The sequence below is a fragment of the Aureibacter tunicatorum genome (genome assembly GCF_036492635.1).
Taxonomy (GTDB): Bacteria; Bacteroidota; Bacteroidia; order Cytophagales; family Cyclobacteriaceae; genus Aureibacter; species Aureibacter tunicatorum.
This window is the reverse complement of sequence record NZ_AP025305.1, coordinates 1861578-1883311: the sequence shown is the minus strand read 5'-3', so window position 1 is coordinate 1883311 and position 21734 is coordinate 1861578. Positions and strand designations below refer to the sequence as shown.

Annotated in this window: 13 protein-coding genes and 10 tRNA genes; 9 read left to right on the top strand and 14 right to left on the bottom strand. The window is 37.1% G+C overall.

Annotated elements, in window-relative coordinates; translation table 11 throughout:
- Positions 1 to 49 precede the first annotated feature (49 nt).
- Entirely contained in the window at positions 50 to 895 is an 846-nt protein-coding gene (locus AABK36_RS08150; RefSeq protein WP_309939351.1) for an aminotransferase class IV, read from the top strand.
- Positions 896 to 979: 84 nt separating this feature from the next.
- Positions 980 to 4456 carry a T9SS type A sorting domain-containing protein gene (locus AABK36_RS08145; protein ID WP_309939349.1) on the top strand — a complete coding sequence of 1159 codons (3477 nt, stop codon included), beginning with the start codon at positions 980 to 982 and terminating at the stop codon, positions 4454 to 4456.
- 39 nt (positions 4457 to 4495) lie between these two features.
- Here the strand turns inward: AABK36_RS08145 and cobC are convergent, their stop codons facing one another.
- From cobC to cobT, 3 genes are read right to left on the bottom strand one after another with little or no spacing between them, the layout of a single operon-like run.
- Positions 4496 to 5050, bottom strand: a complete 555-nt coding sequence (cobC, locus tag AABK36_RS08140) for an alpha-ribazole phosphatase family protein (protein WP_309939347.1) — start codon at positions 5048 to 5050, stop codon at positions 4496 to 4498.
- Complete coding sequence (locus tag AABK36_RS08135; RefSeq protein ID WP_309939345.1) at positions 5035 to 5808, bottom strand: adenosylcobinamide-GDP ribazoletransferase; 774 nt, start codon at positions 5806 to 5808, stop codon at positions 5035 to 5037. Before AABK36_RS08135 ends, cobC begins: the two co-directional genes overlap by 16 nt.
- On the bottom strand, positions 5808 to 6833 hold the full coding sequence (gene cobT / locus AABK36_RS08130; protein ID WP_309939343.1) for a nicotinate-nucleotide--dimethylbenzimidazole phosphoribosyltransferase: 1026 nt from the start codon (positions 6831 to 6833) through the stop codon (positions 5808 to 5810). The genes AABK36_RS08135 and cobT overlap by 1 nt, the downstream gene beginning before the upstream one ends.
- Positions 6834 to 7047: 214 nt before the next feature.
- On the opposite strand from cobT, the gene AABK36_RS08125 reads away from it, so the two are divergent.
- The 4 genes from AABK36_RS08125 to AABK36_RS08110 all read left to right on the top strand — a co-directional run bounded on the left by AABK36_RS08125 (position 7048) and on the right by AABK36_RS08110 (position 13355).
- Positions 7048 to 8523 (top strand): SLC13 family permease, encoded by a 1476-nt coding sequence (locus AABK36_RS08125; RefSeq protein WP_309939342.1) that lies wholly within the window; start codon positions 7048 to 7050, stop codon positions 8521 to 8523.
- 154 nt (positions 8524 to 8677) lie between these two features.
- Entirely contained in the window at positions 8678 to 10876 is a 2199-nt protein-coding gene (locus AABK36_RS08120) for a S9 family peptidase (protein ID WP_309939340.1), read from the top strand.
- Positions 10877 to 11057: 181 nt separating this feature from the next.
- Positions 11058 to 11927 carry a diacylglycerol/lipid kinase family protein gene (locus AABK36_RS08115; protein ID WP_309939339.1) on the top strand — a complete coding sequence of 290 codons (870 nt, stop codon included), beginning with the start codon at positions 11058 to 11060 and terminating at the stop codon, positions 11925 to 11927.
- Between the two features lie 72 nt (positions 11928 to 11999).
- Positions 12000 to 13355: an exonuclease domain-containing protein gene (locus AABK36_RS08110; protein WP_309939338.1), complete on the top strand. Its 1356-nt coding sequence runs from the start codon at positions 12000 to 12002 to the stop codon at positions 13353 to 13355.
- A 665-nt stretch (positions 13356 to 14020) separates the two neighbouring features.
- Here the strand turns inward: AABK36_RS08110 and AABK36_RS08105 are convergent.
- The 10 genes from AABK36_RS08105 to AABK36_RS08060 form a co-directional block, all read right to left on the bottom strand.
- A tRNA-Pro gene (locus tag AABK36_RS08105) sits at positions 14021 to 14095 on the bottom strand.
- 30 nt (positions 14096 to 14125) lie between these two features.
- A tRNA-Pro gene (locus AABK36_RS08100) sits at positions 14126 to 14200 on the bottom strand.
- Positions 14201 to 14212: 12 nt separating this feature from the next.
- Positions 14213 to 14301 (bottom strand) — tRNA-Ser (locus AABK36_RS08095).
- 32 nt (positions 14302 to 14333) lie between these two features.
- Positions 14334 to 14408: transfer RNA gene (locus AABK36_RS08090), tRNA-Pro, on the bottom strand.
- A 30-nt stretch (positions 14409 to 14438) separates the two neighbouring features.
- A tRNA-Pro gene (locus AABK36_RS08085) sits at positions 14439 to 14513 on the bottom strand.
- Positions 14514 to 14525: 12 nt separating this feature from the next.
- Positions 14526 to 14614: transfer RNA gene (locus AABK36_RS08080), tRNA-Ser, on the bottom strand.
- A 31-nt stretch (positions 14615 to 14645) separates the two neighbouring features.
- Positions 14646 to 14720, bottom strand: a tRNA-Pro gene (locus tag AABK36_RS08075).
- Between the two features lie 12 nt (positions 14721 to 14732).
- A tRNA-Ser gene (locus AABK36_RS08070) sits at positions 14733 to 14821 on the bottom strand.
- 37 nt (positions 14822 to 14858) lie between these two features.
- Positions 14859 to 14933 (bottom strand) — tRNA-Pro (locus tag AABK36_RS08065).
- 12 nt (positions 14934 to 14945) lie between these two features.
- A tRNA-Ser gene (locus AABK36_RS08060) sits at positions 14946 to 15034 on the bottom strand.
- A gap of 374 nt (positions 15035 to 15408) precedes the next feature.
- Between AABK36_RS08060 and AABK36_RS08055 the strand changes: the two genes are divergently transcribed.
- Both AABK36_RS08055 and AABK36_RS08050 read left to right on the top strand, forming a co-directional pair.
- On the top strand, positions 15409 to 16380 hold the full coding sequence (locus AABK36_RS08055; protein WP_309939337.1) for a vWA domain-containing protein: 972 nt from the start codon (positions 15409 to 15411) through the stop codon (positions 16378 to 16380).
- 3 nt (positions 16381 to 16383) lie between these two features.
- On the top strand, positions 16384 to 17214 hold the full coding sequence (locus tag AABK36_RS08050) for a hypothetical protein (protein WP_309939336.1): 831 nt from the start codon (positions 16384 to 16386) through the stop codon (positions 17212 to 17214).
- A gap of 51 nt (positions 17215 to 17265) precedes the next feature.
- On the opposite strand, the gene AABK36_RS08045 is transcribed toward AABK36_RS08050, so the two are convergent.
- On the bottom strand, positions 17266 to 18186 hold the full coding sequence (locus tag AABK36_RS08045) for a mechanosensitive ion channel family protein (RefSeq protein WP_309939334.1): 921 nt from the start codon (positions 18184 to 18186) through the stop codon (positions 17266 to 17268).
- A gap of 159 nt (positions 18187 to 18345) precedes the next feature.
- Here AABK36_RS08045 and AABK36_RS08040 point away from each other — a divergent pair, with 159 nt between their 5' ends.
- On the top strand, positions 18346 to 21732 hold the full coding sequence (locus tag AABK36_RS08040) for a hypothetical protein (protein WP_309939333.1): 3387 nt from the start codon (positions 18346 to 18348) through the stop codon (positions 21730 to 21732).
- Positions 21733 to 21734 lie beyond the last annotated feature (2 nt).

Here is a 21734-nt window from a genome sequence, read left to right as displayed (position 1 = left end):
TTTTTGCTCCCGCAATATAATAATCATTAAGGATCTGTAATTTATATTTGTGAAAAAACTATATCCATCAGCCATATTTATCATGTTCTCTATTTACAACAACGAACTTTTATCTTCATCACAAATTAATATTCCAATTACCGACAGAGCATTTCAGTATGGAGACGGTGTGTTTGAAACAATTTTATACGCGAAAAACTCCGATTTGATAAAATACCATTTTGAAAGACTCTACAATGGCTCTAGAGCTCTTAATTTCAATCTACCAAGTTTTTTCACGCCAGAACATATTACAAATAGCATAGAGGCTCTGAAAAATAAAAACAACATTAAAGGGCTTTCAAGAATCAAAATCATGGTTTGGCGAAAAGAAGGAGGCCTTTACACACCTGTGTCTGATCAATCAAATATTCTCATTTCCATTTCAGAAGGAAAATTCAGCACAAACCCAATCAACAAAGTTGGAATCTGCGAAACAGTTAAGAATGAATACTCCTCCACTTCGCGATTTAAAACCATAAGTGCCTTAAAATACACTTTAGCCGGTTTAGAGAAAAAAAACAAACATTTTGACGACTTAATTATTCTAGATCAACATGGACATATTTCAGAATGTCTTGCCTCGAATATTTTTTGGGTTAAAGACAATGAATTCTATACACCAGATTTATCAACGGGCTGTATCGAAGGAGTCCAAAGAAGACGCATCATAGAACTTCTTAAAGAAAATAATATTAGACTAAATATTGGCAAGTTTCATTTAGAAGAATTAGAAAATGCACAACTTGTATTCAATTGCAATGTAGCTTCAATTCATCCATTTGCATGGCTTATGAATAAATCTCTAAAGATCAACACAGATCTATTCAAATTATTGATCCCAAGCTTGGACTGACTTATAAAATAAAGTGATTAACAAATATTTCTTTTCAAAGTTATATATCTGATTTAAAATCCAGACTCCTGATTTTATTAGATTATGAAAAAGAAATTTACGAATTACATTAAACTTGCTTTATTTATTTTCGCAGTCTTGTGGAGCAATTATACATTTGCTCAAAAACCCGCGGGAATGAATCAGAGAGACTATGAAGTCCTCATGGAGCTTTATCAAGACACCAACGGAAATAATTGGCTTGACAATCAAAACTGGGGGACTCCAATACTACCATGGTACGGTGTCGTGCTAAACAATGATGGAAAGGTAAAGATCCTTCACCTCACTGAAAACAACCTAATTGGTAGTCTTCCATCTGATTTAAATGATTTGGAAGATCTCATGGTTTTAAACCTTTCCAAAAACAAGTTATATGGCTCCCTTCCCTCGATGAACGGGACATTCAACTCACCAGTTGACACTACTGACATACATGAGTCTCAAAAAAATGAAATTTTCAGAGAATACGCCAATAAAAACCTTTTCTTAGTCATAGACATTCATGACAACAGTTTTTCAGGAAATATTCCTAACCTTGACAATTTAAGCTACTTAAGATACATAGATCTAAAAAAGAACAACTTCAGTGGAGACACTCCTGACTTGAGCACCAACTCCAGTCTCCTATATTTCAATTGTTCAGACAATCGGCTTGATGGATCACTTAGAAGCTTGTCTAGTTCGTTGAATTATTTCTCATGCGCCAACAATTTTCTTACAGGAGGAATAGATCTAACAGGAGCAGAAGATTTAGCTACTTTTGATGCGTCAAACAATGAATTCAATCTTGAATTTTACGGAATAAGCAACCTTACAAGCTTGTCCAGCATTGACATATCAAGCAATTCATTAAGCGGAAATATTCCGGAGATCAAGCATTTACTTTCATTGAGACACTTCAAAGCAGACAACAATAACTTCATCGGCGATACTCCTGACATCAAAGGCCACCTAGCATTGAACTATCTAAATGTCAGTCAAAATAATCTAAATGGCAAAATCAGAGAATTAGACGGAGCAATTAATCTTCAAGAATACATAGCCAACGACAATGAGCTTTCCGATAAAATCCCATCTTTGAAAAACTTGACGAGCCTACATAAATTGAAACTTGAAAACAATGATCTAGACGGAGAAATTCCTTCCATGGAAAGTTTATTAAACCTGAAATATCTAGACATTTCAAATAACGATATCACTGGAACTCTACCGGATTTTAGCCAATCCACCTTACTAGAATACTTTAATTGTGCTTCCAATGAGATTAAGGGTTATTTTCCTACTTTCCTTAATCAACTTGACCGTATTGAATCATTTTATTGTCAAGACAATAGCTTAATGGGCTCTGTTTACGGCATTGAAAATATCACTTCATTCAACTGCCAATACAATCTATTCCAGCCTTATGATTTCACATCTACTATCTTCGGCATTGGACATAATTATTCCATATCTCCTCAGAAAGAAATCAATCTCGAATTTAACTCTTCATCAGGCATTGTTTCATCCCCTCAAATCAAAAGGAGAGCTGTTCAAGAATATGCTTGGTACGTTGATGGCCAGTTATATATAAAAAGCACCAATTCAAGATTAAAACTTGATCAACAAGATTGGGGTCGAGAGATTTATTTAGTAATTTCCACGCCTGACTTTCCAGAACTAAAAGTATACTCCGACAGAATCACTCCAGGGAAACCTGCAAACATGGATTTATATGACTTTAAAGTATTACTAAGCATTTATGAAAGTTGCGATGGGCCAAATTGGAAAAACAACACGAATTGGATCACTTCAAATCCAGATTGGTATGGAGTAACTTTAGATGACAGGGGAAGAGTTGTGTCACTGATTCTTAATAACAATGGCCTTAAAAACAGGCTTCCTAATATCGACGAACTGGATGTGCTGGATGTATTATCTTTAGCTTCAAACCACCTGATTGGCATTATCCCTCCATTATCAACTTTGGAAATTCTAGAAGTTCTGGATCTAAGCGACAACAAATTCGAAGGGGTACTACCGGATTTATCTGGTCTCGATTATCTGAAAAAAATCGATGTCAACGACAACAAATTAACAGGCGACATAATTCCTCTTGAAGATCATGGATATCTTGAACATGCTTATTTTGCCAATAATAATTTTGAAGGAAATATACCAAAATTCAACTCTCAGCTTAAATCTCTAGATGTTACAGGCAATAAATTGACTGGAGAAGTTCCTGAATTACCGGAATCATCTCAAATTGAAAATATACTTATTGCTAAAAATAAAATTTCGGGAAGCATTCCAGATATAATATCCTTAAGCTCATTGAAAACTCTTGACTGTAGCGATAATAAATTAACAGGAGAACTTCCATTAAACTTATTTTATCATAAGAGTTTAGTCAGATTCAATTGTTCCAAGAACTCACTTACTGGCAATGTTCCTCTATTTGATTCAAATGAAAATTTCAAATATATCAATATATCTGAGAACAAACTTAATGGCAGTTTAGTCACATTATCCCAATCCGATTCTTTGACTGAGTTCCATGCTTACAAAAATGAAATAGGTTCTGATTTTCCAGAGCTCAACAATTTAGAAAAATTAAGCATATTGAATGTAAGCGACAATCTAATTAGCGGCGAAATTGCTAATCTTGACATCGTAAATATCAAAATGCTTGTGATCAGCAACAATTTAATAAAAGGAAATCTACCTGATTTATCCAGGATGCAACATCTGGAAGTACTAAATGTTGAAAATAACAAGCTGAACGGCCACTTATCCTCAATCAGCAACAACCATCATCTTGAATACTTCAACTGCTCGAAAAATGAGCTAATCGGACAAATACCTCAGCCTTCAGAAAGTGGAAAATTAAAAACTCTTCTTTGCAATGAAAATCACCTTTCAGGAGAAATTCCAAACCTTTCAACCTTAGAAAAATTAGAATGCTCTAAAAATAAATTTCAGCCTTCTGATTTTGAAGAGTCTAATGTGACAGCAATATACGACATTAAAATCTCACCTCAACAAGACGTAAGAATAGAACCAAATATGAGTTCTAGCAGAATACGAATCGAAGATTTAAGACCAAGTCCTAGTCAAAATTATCAATGGTATAGAAATGAAAAATTAATTCCAGGAGCTGTAAAAAGAACCTATCAGACTAATCCTGATGATTATGGACATTTCTTTTATGTAACCCTAGAAAGCATTAAAGCTCCTGGGCTAACCGTATACAGCGATACAATCCTCTACTCATTATTAGCCATAAAGGATGATGCTCTCCCAGAAAATGTTACAATATCCCCAAATCCAAGCTCTGATTATTTAAAAGTTCAATTGGACAAAAAATCAATCAAAAAGCTTATGGTTACGGATTACACAGGCAAGATATTGTTTACCAAAAACAATTCCATGTCAAATTCTGAACTTATTAATATTAGCAATTTAGAAACAGGTACTTATATTATCCGTATAATTGATTCCGGAGGTCAACATCATAGTCGAAAACTAATTAAAAAATAAAACTGAAAAGCCTGATTCTTAATATAGAGTCAGGCTTTTTTACAAATTCAAATAATTAACTTTTTCAAATTCACCACTAGATGTAATCTTGGTCACACTACCATAGGAAATATCAAAATTAAATGAATCAATCAAATTTATCTTTAATACTTTTGACACAATTGCTCTTATGACTGAAGCATGAGTTACGATCGCCACCTTATCGTCCTTTCCATTTTTTTCAAGTATCTCAAGCCATATCTCTTCGACTCTCACTCTTAAGTCATTATAACTTTCTCCACCTTCGCATTTATTGTTCACAAAGTCTTCATACCAATCTTTTGGAACATCATCCCAAAACTTCATTTCCCATTCACCAAAATTCAGTTCAGAAAGCCTAAAATCTGTACAAAATTTTAATGTAGTAAGTTCATTAGCGAGCAAATTGCATCTATTCCACGGACTTGAAATTATAGCGTCAAATTCTTCCGGCAATTTGGCGATTACTTCTTTAATATGACTCTTGTACTCAGACACCAATGGCACTTCTGTTTGACCATAGCAAATCCCTTTTTTAATATCTGGTTCAGTATGCCTAATCAAATAAATTTCCATATAGCCAAAATAGACATGTAGATTAAAACTTCAGAAATCTGCTGTGTCGCTCCCAAACAATCTCCCGTATATCCTCCTACCCACTTTTGCATAAATCTTCCAAAAAAATATTTGAATACAAATGCTAACACAATAGAAAACGCTAATAAAATACTGGGAAAGAAAAAAGCTACTATCGCAACCATAACTATCAAAAGCATCCAGTCAAAAACTGACAATGGATGCTGAGCGATAGGCTTGGCTTTTCCAATTTCTTGATCTATTCTTGCATATTCGTGCGTATGAAGAAATGTCGAAGCGACAAACCGGCTGGCGGCATGTGAAAAAACCATAGCTTGCAATATTACAGTTTCATCTATCATTAAAAGTGAATAGAACTTCAACAACATGGTCAAAAACAATCCAACAAAGCCAAATGTGCCTATTCTACTATCTTTCATGATAGTCAGAATCCTTTCCTTGGTCCATCCGCCACCAAATCCATCACAAACATCCGCCAATCCGTCTTCATGAAACGCTCCAGTTAACAACACGGTTGAGACCATCGATACAAGCACAGCTATTTCTTTAGGAAAAAGAAAACTAAAACTCCAGTACACTAATGCAGAAACACCTCCAACTAATATCCCTATCAAAGAAAAGTACTTCGTGCTCTTAGATAATTTTTCATCTGTGTACTCCAAGTTAACAGATATGGGCAGTCTTGTAAAAAATGTCAAAGACAGCAAAAACAATTCTAGTTCTCTTTTTATCATCATTAATTCCCACTGCTTACATTCGCACTTTCAAAACTTGCCATGTCATTAAAGAAAGCTACTGCGCTTTTGACTATTGGATAAGCTAACGCGCATCCAGTTCCTTCGCCCAGTCTCAGATTCATATCCAATATAGGTTTCGCCTTAAAATGGTTTAAAATCAATGCATGCCCTTTTTCATGCGATTTATGGCAAAAAACTGCATTTTCGGATATTTTAGGATTAATCATTCCCGCAACCAAAAAAGCTGATGATGCTATGAACCCATCAACAAGAATAACCATACCTAATTCTGCCGCTTCCAAAAACGCTCCTGCCATCTGCGCTATTTCAAAACCGCCTACAGCCTTCAACACCTCCACAGGAGTTCTTTCCCTATCTCCAAATCTTTTGATCACTTGAGACAAAATTTTAACCTTGTTTTCAAGCTGTTCATCATTTAGTCCTGTGCCTCTGCCAACGCATTCCTCAATATCCGCCTTGCATAAAAGACTTACCAATAAACTTGCAGAAGAGGTATTACCTATTCCCATCTCTCCACAACCCACTACATTCGATCCTTCCCTGTCAATTAACCTAACAGATTCTTTTCCCTTCTCAATTGCTTCCAAACATTCCTGTTCAGTCATTGCGTCTTCTTCAAGGCAATTTTTCGTTCCCAGGCCTATTTTTTGATCAATAAGCTCATTCTCTTTAGAGAATATGAAATTAACTCCTGCGTCTATTATCTTAAGTTCAATATCGTTTTGCTGAGCAAAAACATTTATCGCCGCTCCTTTATTCAAAAAGTTCAATACCATCTGCCAAGTGACGTCTTGAGGAAAAGCACTCACTCCTGTCTTTGCCAAACCATGATCACCAGCAAAAACTAGTATGGAAGGATTTAGAAGCCTTGGCATCAATGAATTTTGTAATTTAGCAATTTTAAATGCTATGCTTTCCAAATCTCCCAACGCGCCTAATGGCTTTGTCTTCGTATCAATCTTTTTTTGAATATCCTCATCCAAATTAAATGGTTGCAGGTTCATATCATTTATATTTTGGTAAATAATCAAATCTACATTAATAATTCTCTACAAACAATGAGCTTGTACATTAGAATAAAATTTACCCATCAGAAAAAAACAAATAACTAAAAAATCGCAATAATGTACATTTTTTGCATTATCTTATTTTTTCAACAAATATTTTTTTGCGACCAAACCCTGGCAGCATAATACTATTAGCTCGAAAGTTAAAAATATGAACTCAAAAAAAAGCAGTAGTGCAGATCAAATGGATTCCGTAGACAAGTTCAAGCTTTATGGAATTTTTCTTGGCCCTATCATGTTCACAGTACTTTTATTGATTCCTTTTGGAGAAGGCATGAATCCTCAAGCCCAAAAAGTACTCGCTATCGCATCATGGATGCTCATTTGGTGGATTACCGAAGCTGTTCCGTTAGCGGTCGGAGCACTTCTGCCGATTCCTTTGCTTTCACTCATGGGAGTCAGCACTGTCAAGGAAGCTACTTTGCCCTACAGCAGTCCAATAGTTTTTCTATTTTTAGGCGGATTCATCTTGGCTGTGGCTATGGAAAAATGGAAATTCCACCTCAGAGTCGCTTTGGGAATCATTAAATTAACAGGCACTCACGCTAATGGAATAGTAGCAGGCTTCATGATCGCAACTGCTTTGCTTAGCATGTGGATTTCCAATACTGCAACTACTGTCATGATGTTGCCAATAGCCGTATCGGTTATCACCTTGCTCAACAATCAAATTGAGGACATGAAAAAACTCAAAAACTTCAGTTTGGCAATACTCTTGGGGATAGCCTACGCTGCAAATATCGGAGGAATAGCAACCCTTATTGGAACGCCTGCTAATACCATCTTTGCCGGCTATCTGAAAGAAACGCATAATATAGATCTAGATTTCGCTCGTTGGATGCTCGTTGGACTACCATTTTCTATCATACTTTTAGGCATATGCTATTTCATGCTGATCAAGGTCTTCTTCCCAAACAACCTTGGAAAATTCGGTGATGCAAAAGAACTCTTTGACTCGGAATCAAAAAAGCTTGGCAAAATCACTTACGAGGAAAAAAGCGTTTTCGTAGTATTTTTAATCACTGCAACGCTATGGCTCACGAGAAGTCTTATCAATAAAATTTTGGTAAACATAGTTACAAGAGACGAAGTAATTGCCTTAGTTGGCGCTATCACTCTCTTTGTGTTACCTACTTCAAAAAAAGACGGTAGTAGAATCATGGAATGGGATGACGCGCAAAAACTTCCTTGGGGAATATTATTACTATTTGGAGGCGGCCTAAGTATGGCTTCTGCGCTTACCAAGACTGGATTAATTGAGATTGCCGCAGATTATGTTACTACAAATGTGCAAGTTTCCGCTCTCGTCATCATTATCATTCTAACGACCATGATGATATTCATGACTGAGATGATGAGCAATGTAGCCTTAGCCACCCTGTTCATTCCCGTAGCTGGAGGCATTGCGACACAAATTGGCGCAGACTTCCTTCAAGTAACAGTCCCTGTAGCCATAGCCGCAAGTTGCGCCTTCATGCTTCCCATGGCGACTCCTCCAAATGCGATTGTATTCGCCAGTGGAGAAATTAAAGTTTCGCAAATGGCCAGAACTGGTTTTCTTTTGAACATCATTTCCATATTATTACTCACTCTCTTCAGCTTGACTTTTGTCAAATGGGTGTTTTAAATTAAATACGAAATTAAAAGCGAGCTCTAAAGAGTTCGCTTTTTTATTCTTCCAACTTTGCTTTTTCTCCAATATTGTGGAGTATTTTTTAATAATATTAAAAAATATGCATAAATTATAACCTTAATTAGTACTATATTCAAAATCATTAACTATGAAAAATAGCTTGATCCTTAAAAATTGGATTATAATATTATTTTTATTTGCATCAACCTCATACGCTCAACAAAAAGATCTACTTTTAGAGGATATTTTTAAGAACTATACTTTTAACCAAAAATCTGTTTATGGCATCAACTGGATGAAAGATGGTAAATTTTACACCACATTCGCCAGCTTAGACAACGGAGATGTTGCTATCTTGAAAAAAAATATTCTAAGCAATGAAGTTGTTGACACTTTAGTTACTAACTCTGAACTAGCTATATTTTTAAGCAATCCATATTTCAGGATTCAAGATTACAGCCTAAGTTCACAAGAAAATCAAATGTTGATTTCCAGTGAAACGGAAAGCATCTACAGAAGATCCTCCAAGTCGTATTACTTCATTTACGACTTGTCTAACAACACTATCCAACCAGTTTCGGAAAATGAAAAAATATCCAACGCAACATTTTCTCCAAATGGCAAAATGGTAGCATACACCAAAGGAAATAATATTTTCATCTACAACATTGCAACTAATAACACTTCTCAAGTCACAAATGATGGCGAATGGAACAAGATAATCAATGGTAGCTCTGACTGGGTATATGAAGAAGAGTTTTCCATTGCCAAAGCTTTCTTTTGGTCCCCTGACAGCAAAAAAATAAGCTATTTCAAATTCAACGAAGAAGATGTGCCAGTTTATAATATGCAAAAATGGCAAGGCTTGTATCCAAAAGATTATAAATTCAAATATCCAAAAGCCGGTGAAAACAACTCTATTGTAACTGCCCATGTTTTTAATCTAGACAATAATAAAACATCCACTATAAACACAGGCAGCAATCCAGACATTTACCTACCAAGAATGCAATGGACAACTCAAGATGGTGTCTTATCCATCATTAAAATGAATCGACTGCAAAATGAATTGGAAATCATTCATTACAATGCTGTTAGCGAGGAAACTCAAACCATACTCACAGAAACTTCCGATACTTACGTGGATCTGGACTTCAACGACAAATTAATTTATCTGCAAAATGGATCATTTTTGCGCACCAGTGAAAAAGACGGATTCAAACATATTTACCTTCATGCAAGCAATGGCGAAGAGCTTCAGCAAATCACATCAGGAAATTGGGAAGTAAGTAGCTTAATAGGCATCAACGAAAAAAGCAAGACTATTTACTACACATCAAGAGAAGAAAGCCCATTGGAAACTACTTTATACTCTATAAAAACCAATGGCAAGTCGAAAAAGAAACTAAGCACAAGAAAAGGGTCCAACAGAGCTAATTTTAGCAATGATTATAAATATTACATCAATTACAACTCTGCTGTTGATCAACCTTATTACATCACTTTGCATTCATCAAACGGCAAAATGCTTAAAGTTCTTGAAGATAATAAGAATCTGTTGAGTAAACTGAATGATTACAAACTTGGCAAAAAAGAATTCATTAAAATCAAATCAGATAATGAAGAGTTAAACGCTTATGTTATCTACCCTTACAATTTTGATGAAAATGCCAAATACCCAGTATTGATGCAAGTGTACGGCGGCCCAGGCTCTCAACTTGTGGTTGATAGTTTTGGCAGAACTAGAGATTTTTGGCACTACTACCTAGCCAACCAAGGATACATTATTGTATGCGTTGACAACAGAGGAACAGGCGGGCGAGGAAGAAAATTCAAGCACAGCACATACAAGCAGCTAGGAAAACTTGAAACAGAAGATCAAATTAATGCCGCTAAAGAAATCTCAAAACTACCTTACATCGATGCTGACAGAATCGGCATCTGGGGATGGAGCTATGGCGGATACATGTCATCTCTGTGTTTATTGAAAGGCAATAATGTTTTTAAAACGGCTATTGCTGTCGCTCCTGTAACGAATTGGAGATTTTATGACACCATCTACACTGAGAGATACCTTCAAACACCTCAAGACAACCCTAGCGGATATGATGAATATTCACCAATGTTCCTAGCGGATAGGTTAAAAGGCAATTATTTTATTATTCATGGAACAGGAGATGACAATGTTCATTTTCAAAATTCTGTCGAAATGGTTAATCAACTTATCAAATCCGACAAGCAATTCAATTCTTTCTACTATCCTGACCGAGACCATAGCATAAGGGGTGGAAACACAAGCATGCACCTATACCAAATGATGACCGATTATCTGCGCAACAATCTATAAACAGCCTAATAATCAGTCGAAAGCAAGCATTTTAAAGTTTGGGGAATCTAATATCAGATTCCCCTTTTCTTTTTGTACGCTCTTTATGATATTTGCATGCAATTTAATCTTTGGATTTCACCTCATTGCTTAACGCTTTGGACTCAACAATATTCCGCTGAACTCAACACTAACAATCAACATGAAGATTTTATTCTTAATCAATCCAACATCAGGCACAAAAACTGTAAATCACCTGAAAGAAAAAATCGAAGAAGTGGTGAATACAGATTTTTTCACACCAGAAATAGTCTATACTGAATATCGCGGACATGCTGAAGTGCTTGCTCAAAATGCGGCTAATGAAAACTATCACGCCGTAATAGCCGTAGGCGGAGATGGCACTGTAAATGAAGTAGCAAGAAGTCTAGTCCATACTGACACCGCCTTGGGCATCATTCCAAAAGGCTCTGGAAATGGTTTGGCTCGATCGCTTAATATCCCCTTAGACATTGAAAAAGCTATCCAAAGATTGAATGAGAATAAAATTGACTTGATCGATGCTGGCTTGGCGAATGAAAAACACTTCTTTTGCACAGCAGGCATAGGCTTTGATGCTGAAATTGGCAAAGCATTTGAAATGGCTGATAGCCGAGGTTTAAAAACATATGTATCAGAATCCATCAAGCATTTCTTTTCTTACGAACCAAAACACTATACTATCCTTACTGAAAACGGCAAAATAGAAACAAAAGCTTTTTTACTCACCATTGCCAATGCTGGACAATATGGAAATGACTTTTATGTTTCTCCGCACGCCAAGCTATCTGATGGACTGCTTGATCTGTGCATTCTCAAGCCTTTTGCGTTGTTTGAAACCTTGCCTATAGGCATACAGTTTTTGACTAAAACAATCGATAAAAACAAGCATATGAGTATCACAAAAGTCCATTCAATTGACATAGAATGCGACAACATCGATTGTTACCATATTGATGGCGAGTTTCAAGAATTATCGGGAAATCAACTAAGGGTAAGCACTTTGCCAAAATGTCTTAAAGTGATACACTAAAATAAATAGCGAATACCATTCTAAAAATGACTATATTTGCAAAATATATTAGTCATTATTAAAAACTAATGGATGTACGCTATACTGGACATTGAAACAACAGGAGGAAATTACAATACTGGCAAAATCACCGAAATAGCCATTTATCTTCATGACGGTTCGAAAGTATGCAAACACTTTCATAGTTTAGTCAATCCAGAAAAAAGCATTCCATACTATATCACCACGATTACAGGAATTGACAATGAAATGGTTGCTCACGCGCCAAAGTTTTATGAAATAGCTAAAGACATCATTGAAATCACTGATGGAGCGACAATAGTGGCGCACAACTCTGCCTTTGATTATAACTTCATCAAAGAAGAGTTTAAAAACCTAGGGTATGAGTTCAAACGAAAAAACATCTGCACAGTCAGACTAAGCAGAAAGCTTATCCCCGGCCAAGATTCCTACAGTTTAGGAAAACTAACAAAAGCTCTTGGCATAGAGCTTAAGAATCATCACAGAGCAGAGGCTGACGCCGCTGCGACAGTTCAACTCTTCGAACTGCTGCTTAAACTTGATCACGAAAAAAAGACTATCGAAGGCAGAAAAGAACTATTGCTACACCCCAACCTCAGCAGAGAATCGATAGAAGCTCTACCCGAACTTACTGGTGTTTATTATTTCAGAAACGAGCACGATCAAATTATTTATATAGGCAAAAGCTTAAACATTAAGCAACGAGTATGGCAACACCTTTATAATCACAAAACAAAGAAAGCGCTGGAAATGAAGGAAAGAATTGCTTCTATAGATTACATAGTAACAGGAAGCGAACTTGTAGCTTTACTCAAAGAATCCGACGAAATAAAAATTCACAAGCCAGTATACAATAGAGCTCAAAGACGAAGTGTATTCAACAGCGGAATCTTTGCCATCTACGATCAAAATGGCTACATCAATTTTAAAATAGCTAAATCTGCCACCAATGGACAAGCGATCATTTTTTACGACTCAAATGAAAAGGCCAAAAGTGTTTTATTCAATGGCATTGAAAAATATGGACTTTGTCAAAAACTAAGCGGCTTATATAAATCCAGCGGATCATGCTTCCACTATACTATCAAGCAATGCTCCGGAGCATGCATACAAGAAGAAACTCCTGAAGACTACAACCTAAAAGCAACAAAATTTATAGACAACCTAACTTATAAGGAAAAAAACTTCCTTATCATCGATAAAGGAATAAATGAAGAAGAGAGAAGCCTTATTTGCATTGAAAATGGCCGATACATAGGCTTCGGAACTATTCAAACTAGCGATGCAATCACTTCCATTGATGATGCTAAAAATCACATTCAACCTTATCGCAACAATAAGGATACGCAGCAAATCATCAGGAGTTACCTATCTAATAAAAAAGTTGAAAAAATCATTAAATTCTAAAATCATTCATAAGCATACCAAGTAATATTCCTTAACTATTTGAATAGTTAAGCCGTCACAAACCAATCTGAGACGAACTTGACCATCAAAAAAGCCAATTTACCGATGTAAGGTTTTAAACAATCTAAAAATTAGACATCATGTAATTTTAACATTTTTTTACATAGATCAGTCAAACATTATTCAAAAAAATGGCATGACAACATCTCATAGTAATTTCAAGCCGTGCCAAACTTTTCTATTGTGGTGATGTTTTTGAAATAAGGAAATCAACCAAACCTTAGAAACTATGACTACAACAATTATCATCACAGCTGCAGTAGCAGCCTCCATAGTAGGAACCATTATGGAATTCATCAGATATTACAACGAGAATTTTTCCTAACCTTAATTTCACCGAATGAAATAAAATTACAAAATCATTGGTTTCAAGTCTTTATTGCCTCAATTCTTAGTCTTACACACTCTGGCAATCAAGTCATGAAACCTTTTATTTTTCACATCCTCAAATTGCCCGTAACGTTTTAAATCTTGCTTTTAAAATCCAATTTATTTACTCCCGTAAATCAAATGCATTCCCAACGTCCCCTTTTGAAAGCAATATCCAATCAGTAAGCATTTAAAATAAAAAAGACTGCCTAGAAAGACAGTCTTTTGATAATCCGTCGGGGTGGCAGGATTCGAACCTGCGACCTCATCGTCCCAAACGATGCGCGATAACCGGGCTACGCTACACCCCGAAAGGTTATTTATGTATGATTCTTAATGTGTCGGGGTGGCAGGATTCGAACCTGCGACCTCATCGTCCCAAACGATGCGCGATAACCGGGCTACGCTACACCCCGAGTAAGAATCTGTGGAGAGAGGGGGATTCGAACCCCCGGTACCCGATAAAGAGTACGGCAGTTTAGCAAACTACTGGTTTCAGCCACTCACCCACCTCTCCGGTAAATTTTGTGATATTTAAATTTAAATGTGTCGGGGTGGCAGGATTCGAACCTGCGACCTCATCGTCCCAAACGATGCGCGATAACCGGGCTACGCTACACCCCGAAAGGTTATCTATGTATGATTCTTATCGTGTCGGGGTGGCAGGATTCGAACCTGCGACCTCATCGTCCCAAACGATGCGCGATAACCGGGCTACGCTACACCCCGAGTAAGAATCTGTGGAGAGAGGGGGATTCGAACCCCCGGTACCCGATAAAGAGTACGGCAGTTTAGCAAACTACTGGTTTCAGCCACTCACCCACCTCTCCGGTAAATTTTGTGATTTTAAATCTAAATGTGTCGGGGTGGCAGGATTCGAACCTGCGACCTCATCGTCCCAAACGATGCGCGATAACCGGGCTACGCTACACCCCGAAAGAATCCATGTGGAGAGAGGGGGATTCGAACCCCCGGTACCCGATAAAGAGTACGGCAGTTTAGCAAACTACTGGTTTCAGCCACTCACCCACCTCTCCAGGATTTTCATTCAGATTATTTTCGAAAAACGAACTGTCGGGGTGGCAGGATTCGAACCTGCGACCTCATCGTCCCAAACGATGCGCGATAACCGGGCTACGCTACACCCCGAAAGAATTCAAGTGGAGAGAGGGGGATTCGAACCCCCGGTACCCGATAAAGAGTACGGCAGTTTAGCAAACTACTGGTTTCAGCCACTCACCCACCTCTCCAGAATTTTTTCGTTCGTTTTTCCGAAAAGCGATGCAAACATAAGGCAAGATTTCGAACTTATCAAATGTTGAAGCAAAAAAATATACGCTTTTTTCAGTCCTATATTTGCCACATGCAATTAAACATCTACATAATAGATAGTTAACAAAAATACAATTTATCTATTTTTTTGCAATCTCCTTCCATTGAATTGCGGATTGATGTCTTCTTCTAAATTTCGTTTATGATGTTTTATCTGAAATCGCTCAACTTTTTCACAAAATTTAAAATTCCATTCCCTAAAATCCTTTTCTTAATGGCTCACTTTATTTATTTTTAAAACCCAGTTAGTCTCTTTTGATTAATAAGATAATTTATATTTATACATTTTAGCATGACTTGGTTCAAATCTTTTGACACACTAGATTTTATTTTAATTTCTATTTTTATAGTCTTCTATATATTATTTATATACAAAACGCTTTCTAAAGCGAAGAAACTTCATACTACAGCTAATAGAGTTCTCGCAAAACTGATATTAAGGAGCTTATATTTCGCTCTTTTCATTATAGCCTTGCTTGGACCATCTTTTGGCAAAAAAACGCAAGAAGTAGAAACTATAGGCAAAGACATATATATAGCCATTGACTTGTCAAATTCGATGAACGCTCACGACATACAACCAACAAGATTGGAAAAAATAAAATTTGAGCTAAAAAACATCGTCGAATCATTCAAAGGTGATCGTATAGGTCTCATAATATTCTCTTCCGAGGCATTTGTACAATGCCCTCTTACTTATGACATTGGTGCTTTGAATCTGTTTATTTCAACGCTTAACTCATCTCTTGTGCCTAAAGCGGGTACTGATTTTGAGCCTCCTCTTAGCCTTGCTTTGCAAAAATTAACCAATGACAATTCTCCTAGTGAAGAAAACAATGCTAAAGTCATAGTGCTGATTAGCGATGGCGAGGACTTTGGAGAACAATCAAAATCAACTGCTGAGGAAATCAGCGAAAATGGAATAAAAATATTCACACTAGGTGTTGGAAGTGAAGAAGGAAGTAAAATCAAGCAAACCAGAGGTTATCTAACAGACAAACAGGGGAAAAATGTCGTAACAAAATTAAACCCTGTCGAGCTTAAAGAAATCGCTCGTATTGGAAATGGAAATTATTTCGAGATCAATTCCAGCCGAAGCGATGTAACTAAATTGATTAATTCAATTAAAAGTATCAAAGGAAAATCTAGAGGAAAAACCAAATTGGAAGTTAGCAACAACAAGTACACTTACTTCCTTATTTTAGCATTTATCCTAATGGTAGTGGATGTCATGATCCCAGTTCAAACCATCAAACTACAGTAGCAAATGAAATATATATTTATAATCGTCTTTGTATTGACTTCCATTGGCGATATCAATAAAATTAGTCAAGTAAATCGTCTCAAAAAGAACGCGCAGAACGCGCTTGAGGAAAAAAACTTTGCCGAAGCGATAAGCAATTACTCCTTGCTGCTCGATTCTATGCAAATACAAGACGATTCTATTCAATTAAATTTATCCAATGCTTATTTGTTGAATCAAGACACTGCGAACGCTATAGCATCTTATCAAAAAATCGCTGGAAGCCATAATGACTACATTCGTTCAATCGCAAATCAACAGCTTGGCGTCGTGACAGCAGAACAAAGAAAATTCGATGAAGCGCTGGATTATCTAAAAAGCTCTTTAAAAGCTGATCCTGAAAATACGGAAGCCCGATATGATTACGAATGGGTGAAAAATCAAAAAGAGCAAGAGGAACAACAGAATCAAGATCAGCAAGATCAGGAAGACAAGCAAGATCAAAACAAAGACGATCAACAACAGGAAAATCAAGAAAACAAAAACGAAGAAAACGAAAATAAAGACCAAGAAAAGCAGGAAGAAAAAGAACAGGAGAAGCAAAAAGAAGAAGAACAAAATGCTGAAAATGAAGAACAGCAACAAGAGCAAAACTCTGAAGAGGAACAAAGTCCTGAAGAACAAGAGAAACAAGCTCAGCAAGAAGAATTGAATGAAAAACTTCAAGAAATGAACTTAACAGAAGAAAAAGCTCAAATGATCCTTGAAGCGATGAAAAACTCTGAGGTTCAATACCTTCAGCAACAAAAAAAGAAGCCTAAAAGAGCTCCTAATCCAAACCTTCCTAACTGGTAAAAGAAAGGCCTATGAACATCAATTCATAGGCCTTTTTACTGTACCCTAACACTAGTTTCGACTTCCCTCCATACTCAATTTAGAAGCCAAAGTAAGATTTTCTGGCACTTCTTTTAAATGAAGATCTCTCTGTGGAAATGGTATTTCGATGTTATACTCGCTAAACTTTTTGAATATTTCAAAATACAATTCACTCTTTAGAACTTTAGGCACATTCGTCATTGTTTCGGTCCAAACTACAATCTCAAAATCCAATGAACTATCTCCATAATTTGTAAACCAAATCTCTGGCTTCGGATGATCCAAGATATCTTTATGATTCGATAATATTTCTAATAAGACTGTTTTAACTCTATCAGGATCTTCCTTGTATGAAACCCCAACAGGGAAATGAAAACGAACTTTGGAATCATTATGACTCCAATTAATAACTAAATTAGATACGAATCGACTATTAGGAACTATGACAGAAATATTGTCATTAGTCAATACCGTAGTAGCTCTTGGCCCAATATCTTGAATCTGACCAACAATATCATCCACTTCGACCCTATCTCCCACTTTCAAAGGCCGTTCGAAAAAAATAATTACGCCGGAAATCAAATTTTCAGCAATATTTTGAAGTCCGATACCAATACCTACGCCCAGAGATCCAAACAAAACATATATACTACTCAAATTAATCCCTAGAGACTGAGCTATGATAAAAAAACCAATGACTAAAATCGTATATTTCATCACTGCTGCGACTGTTGAACTATAACTCTTCAACTTTTCAAACCTTGTCAAGACTCTTTTAATCAAAATCCGCCTAAGATTTTCCGCAAAAAGGTACAATATCACAAGAGCTACAAGAAAATTCAGCACACTCCCAAAACTTACTTGATGGCTAGCCGAATCGATGAATTTATAATCGAGCATTGCAATGCAATAACTCCATATCATTTTCAAAAAATCAATAATTTGGTCCATGAAGATCTATTTTATCCTAAAAATTTGCACAAGATTTCCATAAATTCTGATTTAACAAAGCACTTTTAATTTTTTCCAATTTTTATATTGCATAAAGACGAAATCAAACATAATCCCTGTCATTCATGTTCAAAAATTCAGATAGTTATAAAATTCATTATGTACCAAACAGAGGGTGGAAAAAATACACGGTACAAAAACAATATAGACTTTGGCGGGGCTGGCATATCTAACAAGTTCCCTCCAACGATACAATGCATGCTTTCCGCAGAGCAATTTGATGAAATAGTTCATCGACCTCCATCAAGACCAAATACGCCTCAAGATTCTCCTCAAGCCCAAAGAAGAAGTCCATTGGAAGAGAGTCAACGTGAAGATCTCACAGCTAGCACCATGAGCCAGATCGTTGAACGAATTGAGCTTGATGGCGAAAATGATGAAATAGCCAAAACCGTCATAGAGGTTATAAAAACATACGATTACCTCACAGGAGAAAGCTTAAGGTTTCGAAGAGTGGATGATGGCGGCGAACGCCTGCTTAAGAGCCTCCATGAAAGACTTGTCTGCCTTCACAGATTGGAACAATTAGCCTTCAAATGGAACCGGCACAACCCAATACCCCGACAGGCACTGCGCGACCCTGAATTAATGCCTCAATTGGAAGCCTATGGTCTATTGTTGGATTATGTGCAAAAAGATAGAGCGGACATCACACAAATACTTATTGAAAACAAATGGCCATTTTGTCCTCCATACAAATACGGTCTCTTCATAGATCAAGATGGAAGGGATCATTTGGAAATGCTCAATCCCCGAACTTATGCTACAAATCCTTATGAAGGTATCGCAAGGCCCGATTTGCTTCCTGAAATTGACGGCCTTGGCAATGACGACGACTTGACCGTCAATTATAAAAAAACACTTGTTCTTAGTTGGATTGGGCAATTATTCGCAAGTGAAACGGGAAATCTTCTTATCAGAAGGCTAGCAGATATGAGTCACAGAAGCGGCAAAAGACTGACTTTGAACCTCATGATGGAACTACTGGACGACTCTCCCGATTTTGAAAAAATCGGCAGCCATTACTATGTTGGATCATCTTGGGAACCTTCAACATTCATGGCAGAAACACCAAACCCAGCAAGAAGACAGGATCCCACTTATACTTTCTACCCTCCATACATCCTATTGGGTAAAATAATGGCGGATTATTTTTATCACAAAAGCGTTTGCTTTTGCAGAGTTCGAAGAAAGAAAAGACTCATACGAGAAGCTCAAGAAAGACTTGCGGATGAATTCAGAGTGCCTAACCATGGACCTAGAAAATTTCATAGAAGAAAAGACAATTCCTTTCTTGGCTTTAGCCTTTTCGACGATCATAATCACTTGGAGATTCCCAGGCATTACAGAAATTATGAAGATCATTCAAGGTTCTTTCATGACCGAGAGGTCTTCCATACAGTCGAAAGGTACATACCATCCGTTTCGAAGGCAGAAAAGAAAGTAGCGGCACGAGAACGACAAAGACTACAACAAACTCAAGTAATGGCTGTTGACGATGACATGATTTTAATCCCAACTGTCAACGCTGTTGAAGAAATTATGCGACAAGAGCCACAATTTGTTTATAAGCCACCGACTGAAGAGCTAACGAATTCTAGCACGAGTTCTACCTCTGAACAACACAGAACCAGAGAACATCAACTTGAAGCCTCATCAAGTCAACATGTCGTTAGTTCATCAGAAATTACCGTCGAACCGGCAGCTTCTACAACTCATCCGGAAATTATAGTAACGGCTCCCAGTGAAGCTATTCCTAACGAACTTCAAAAAAGCGTACATGTAGAGGTCGAACCAAAAAAATGCGGCACAGAGGTACAAGTCGAAGTTGTGTTTGAGGCTGTGCCTGACCAGCCTGTCGAACAATCTCTTGAAGAGCCTAGAACTCCAGCAGAATCTATTCATTCTTCAACACCACCACTAGAGGAATCTGGCAGACATCGAAGCTTGGCATTCAATGAATCTACAGCTGAAGAAGTCTTTACACGAAGAGATCGTTCTTATTCCATTTCAATAGAATCACAAGAACCAAGACCGAAGACGCCTCCGACTGCCGAAATAGAGCAAGTGCAATCTCATGCATCATCTAGTCATAGCGAAGAACTTTGGCCTATTCCTGAATCAAACCTGAGAAATGGTGTTGAAATGCCGGAAAAAGGAATCTTTCCGGAAACTGACGCTATTTACGATAAATTTATGCCTAACTGGACTTTTGACCCAGAAGACATTGATTATGAAACGATGCAACCTTTCGGCATACCAGGCTTATTTAGCACAGTATTCAGCTGTTCGGACAAGTTTGGAGTAGAGTACGTGATTAAAATCCCTGTAAAAGTGGATAGCAAACCTGACAAATGGGCTGTAGGCATAGAAAAAGAAGCTTTTGCTTCCAACTTCATTAAAATGGTTGGCGTTCATGTATCCGCTCCCAGCAGTATGGTTTTAACCAAGAACTCGGATGAATTGGAAGAATTTACGGGTAGGCTTGGAGCCTGCCAACATTTTCACATAGAAGACGAATACAATAAAAGTCTGGATGAAGATGAAGCTCCATTAAGTGTTAGAGATGAATTCTTTGAAGCGTTGCAAATAGCAAGAGACAATGATGAGGAAAACTATTGCATCATCATCATGGAGAAAAAATCAGGCATGGCTGCTACACATGTTAGAAAAGTATTTCCAAAAGATGATAATAAATTCGCAAGCGTTTGCAAGGGTATTGTAGGAAATAAAAAGGTTCAACTTTCAATAGGTGAATCGTTAATTTATGACCTTTTGCTAGGTAGTCATGATAGGTATTGGAGATGGAAAACCTTCAACTCTGGCAATATGCTATACAATGTCGAACTTGACTTCTCCAAATCAGCCACCAAAGTACACACTTGGATGCCGGATATCAAAACTACTGAGGAACAAGTCCATGCCAATCTTATTGACCAGACTCTGGGAGGTTATGGTCAATTCATATTGGTCAATTCCATTCATGACAGAGAAGTCGTTGATGACTTTCAAGAGTCGCATCAAAAATTTCATACAGCATATGACAACATAGCGAGATTTGAAGACGATCCTGAAGGATTTATGCGTCAATGCCATCAAGTTGGCATACAACTCAGAAAAATTCTCAAAACCTTTGTGGAAGGATTCCTTAGTCCTACTTATGACGGCAAACTGCATCTTACCAGAAGATATCATTCAGATCAAGTAATGACAAGAGCTGTTGACTTAGGCGCCATGACAGCTCTCGTTAATTTGCGTGACAGACGAGATGATCTCCGAAAAATGAGAAACGCTCATTTAGCTCATTTTCCTCATGAATCACAAATTTTCTTTGAAACATGGGATATGATCGTCAAACTCATGGATACTTTCGACAGAGAACAAATTCAGAGAAAGATGGACGGACAAAGCAATCTCCTTTTCCGTCAGCAATTCAGCAGACCAGCCCCTTCAAGCACACAAGCTAGACTTCCATATCATACTTGATT

Excerpts from the sequence above, each read along its gene's own strand:
- AABK36_RS08115 (WP_309939339.1), top strand. The coding sequence starts at position 11,058 with ATGAAGATTTTATTCTTAATCAATCCAACATCAGGCACAAAAACTGTA.
- AABK36_RS08135 (WP_309939345.1), bottom strand. The coding sequence starts at position 5,808 with ATGATGATAAAAAGAGAACTAGAATTGTTTTTGCTGTCTTTGACATTT.
- AABK36_RS08050 (WP_309939336.1), top strand. The coding sequence starts at position 16,384 with ATGAAATATATATTTATAATCGTCTTTGTATTGACTTCCATTGGCGAT.
- AABK36_RS08145 (WP_309939349.1), top strand. The coding sequence starts at position 980 with ATGAAAAAGAAATTTACGAATTACATTAAACTTGCTTTATTTATTTTC.
- cobC (WP_309939347.1), bottom strand. The coding sequence starts at position 5,050 with ATGGAAATTTATTTGATTAGGCATACTGAACCAGATATTAAAAAAGGG.
- cobT (WP_309939343.1), bottom strand. The coding sequence starts at position 6,833 with ATGAACCTGCAACCATTTAATTTGGATGAGGATATTCAAAAAAAGATT.
- AABK36_RS08045 (WP_309939334.1), bottom strand. The coding sequence starts at position 18,186 with ATGGACCAAATTATTGATTTTTTGAAAATGATATGGAGTTATTGCATT.
- AABK36_RS08040 (WP_309939333.1), top strand. The coding sequence starts at position 18,346 with ATGTACCAAACAGAGGGTGGAAAAAATACACGGTACAAAAACAATATA.
- AABK36_RS08120 (WP_309939340.1), top strand. The coding sequence starts at position 8,678 with ATGAAAAATAGCTTGATCCTTAAAAATTGGATTATAATATTATTTTTA.
- AABK36_RS08055 (WP_309939337.1), top strand. The coding sequence starts at position 15,409 with ATGACTTGGTTCAAATCTTTTGACACACTAGATTTTATTTTAATTTCT.
- AABK36_RS08110 (WP_309939338.1), top strand. The coding sequence starts at position 12,000 with ATGTACGCTATACTGGACATTGAAACAACAGGAGGAAATTACAATACT.
- AABK36_RS08125 (WP_309939342.1), top strand. The coding sequence starts at position 7,048 with ATGAACTCAAAAAAAAGCAGTAGTGCAGATCAAATGGATTCCGTAGAC.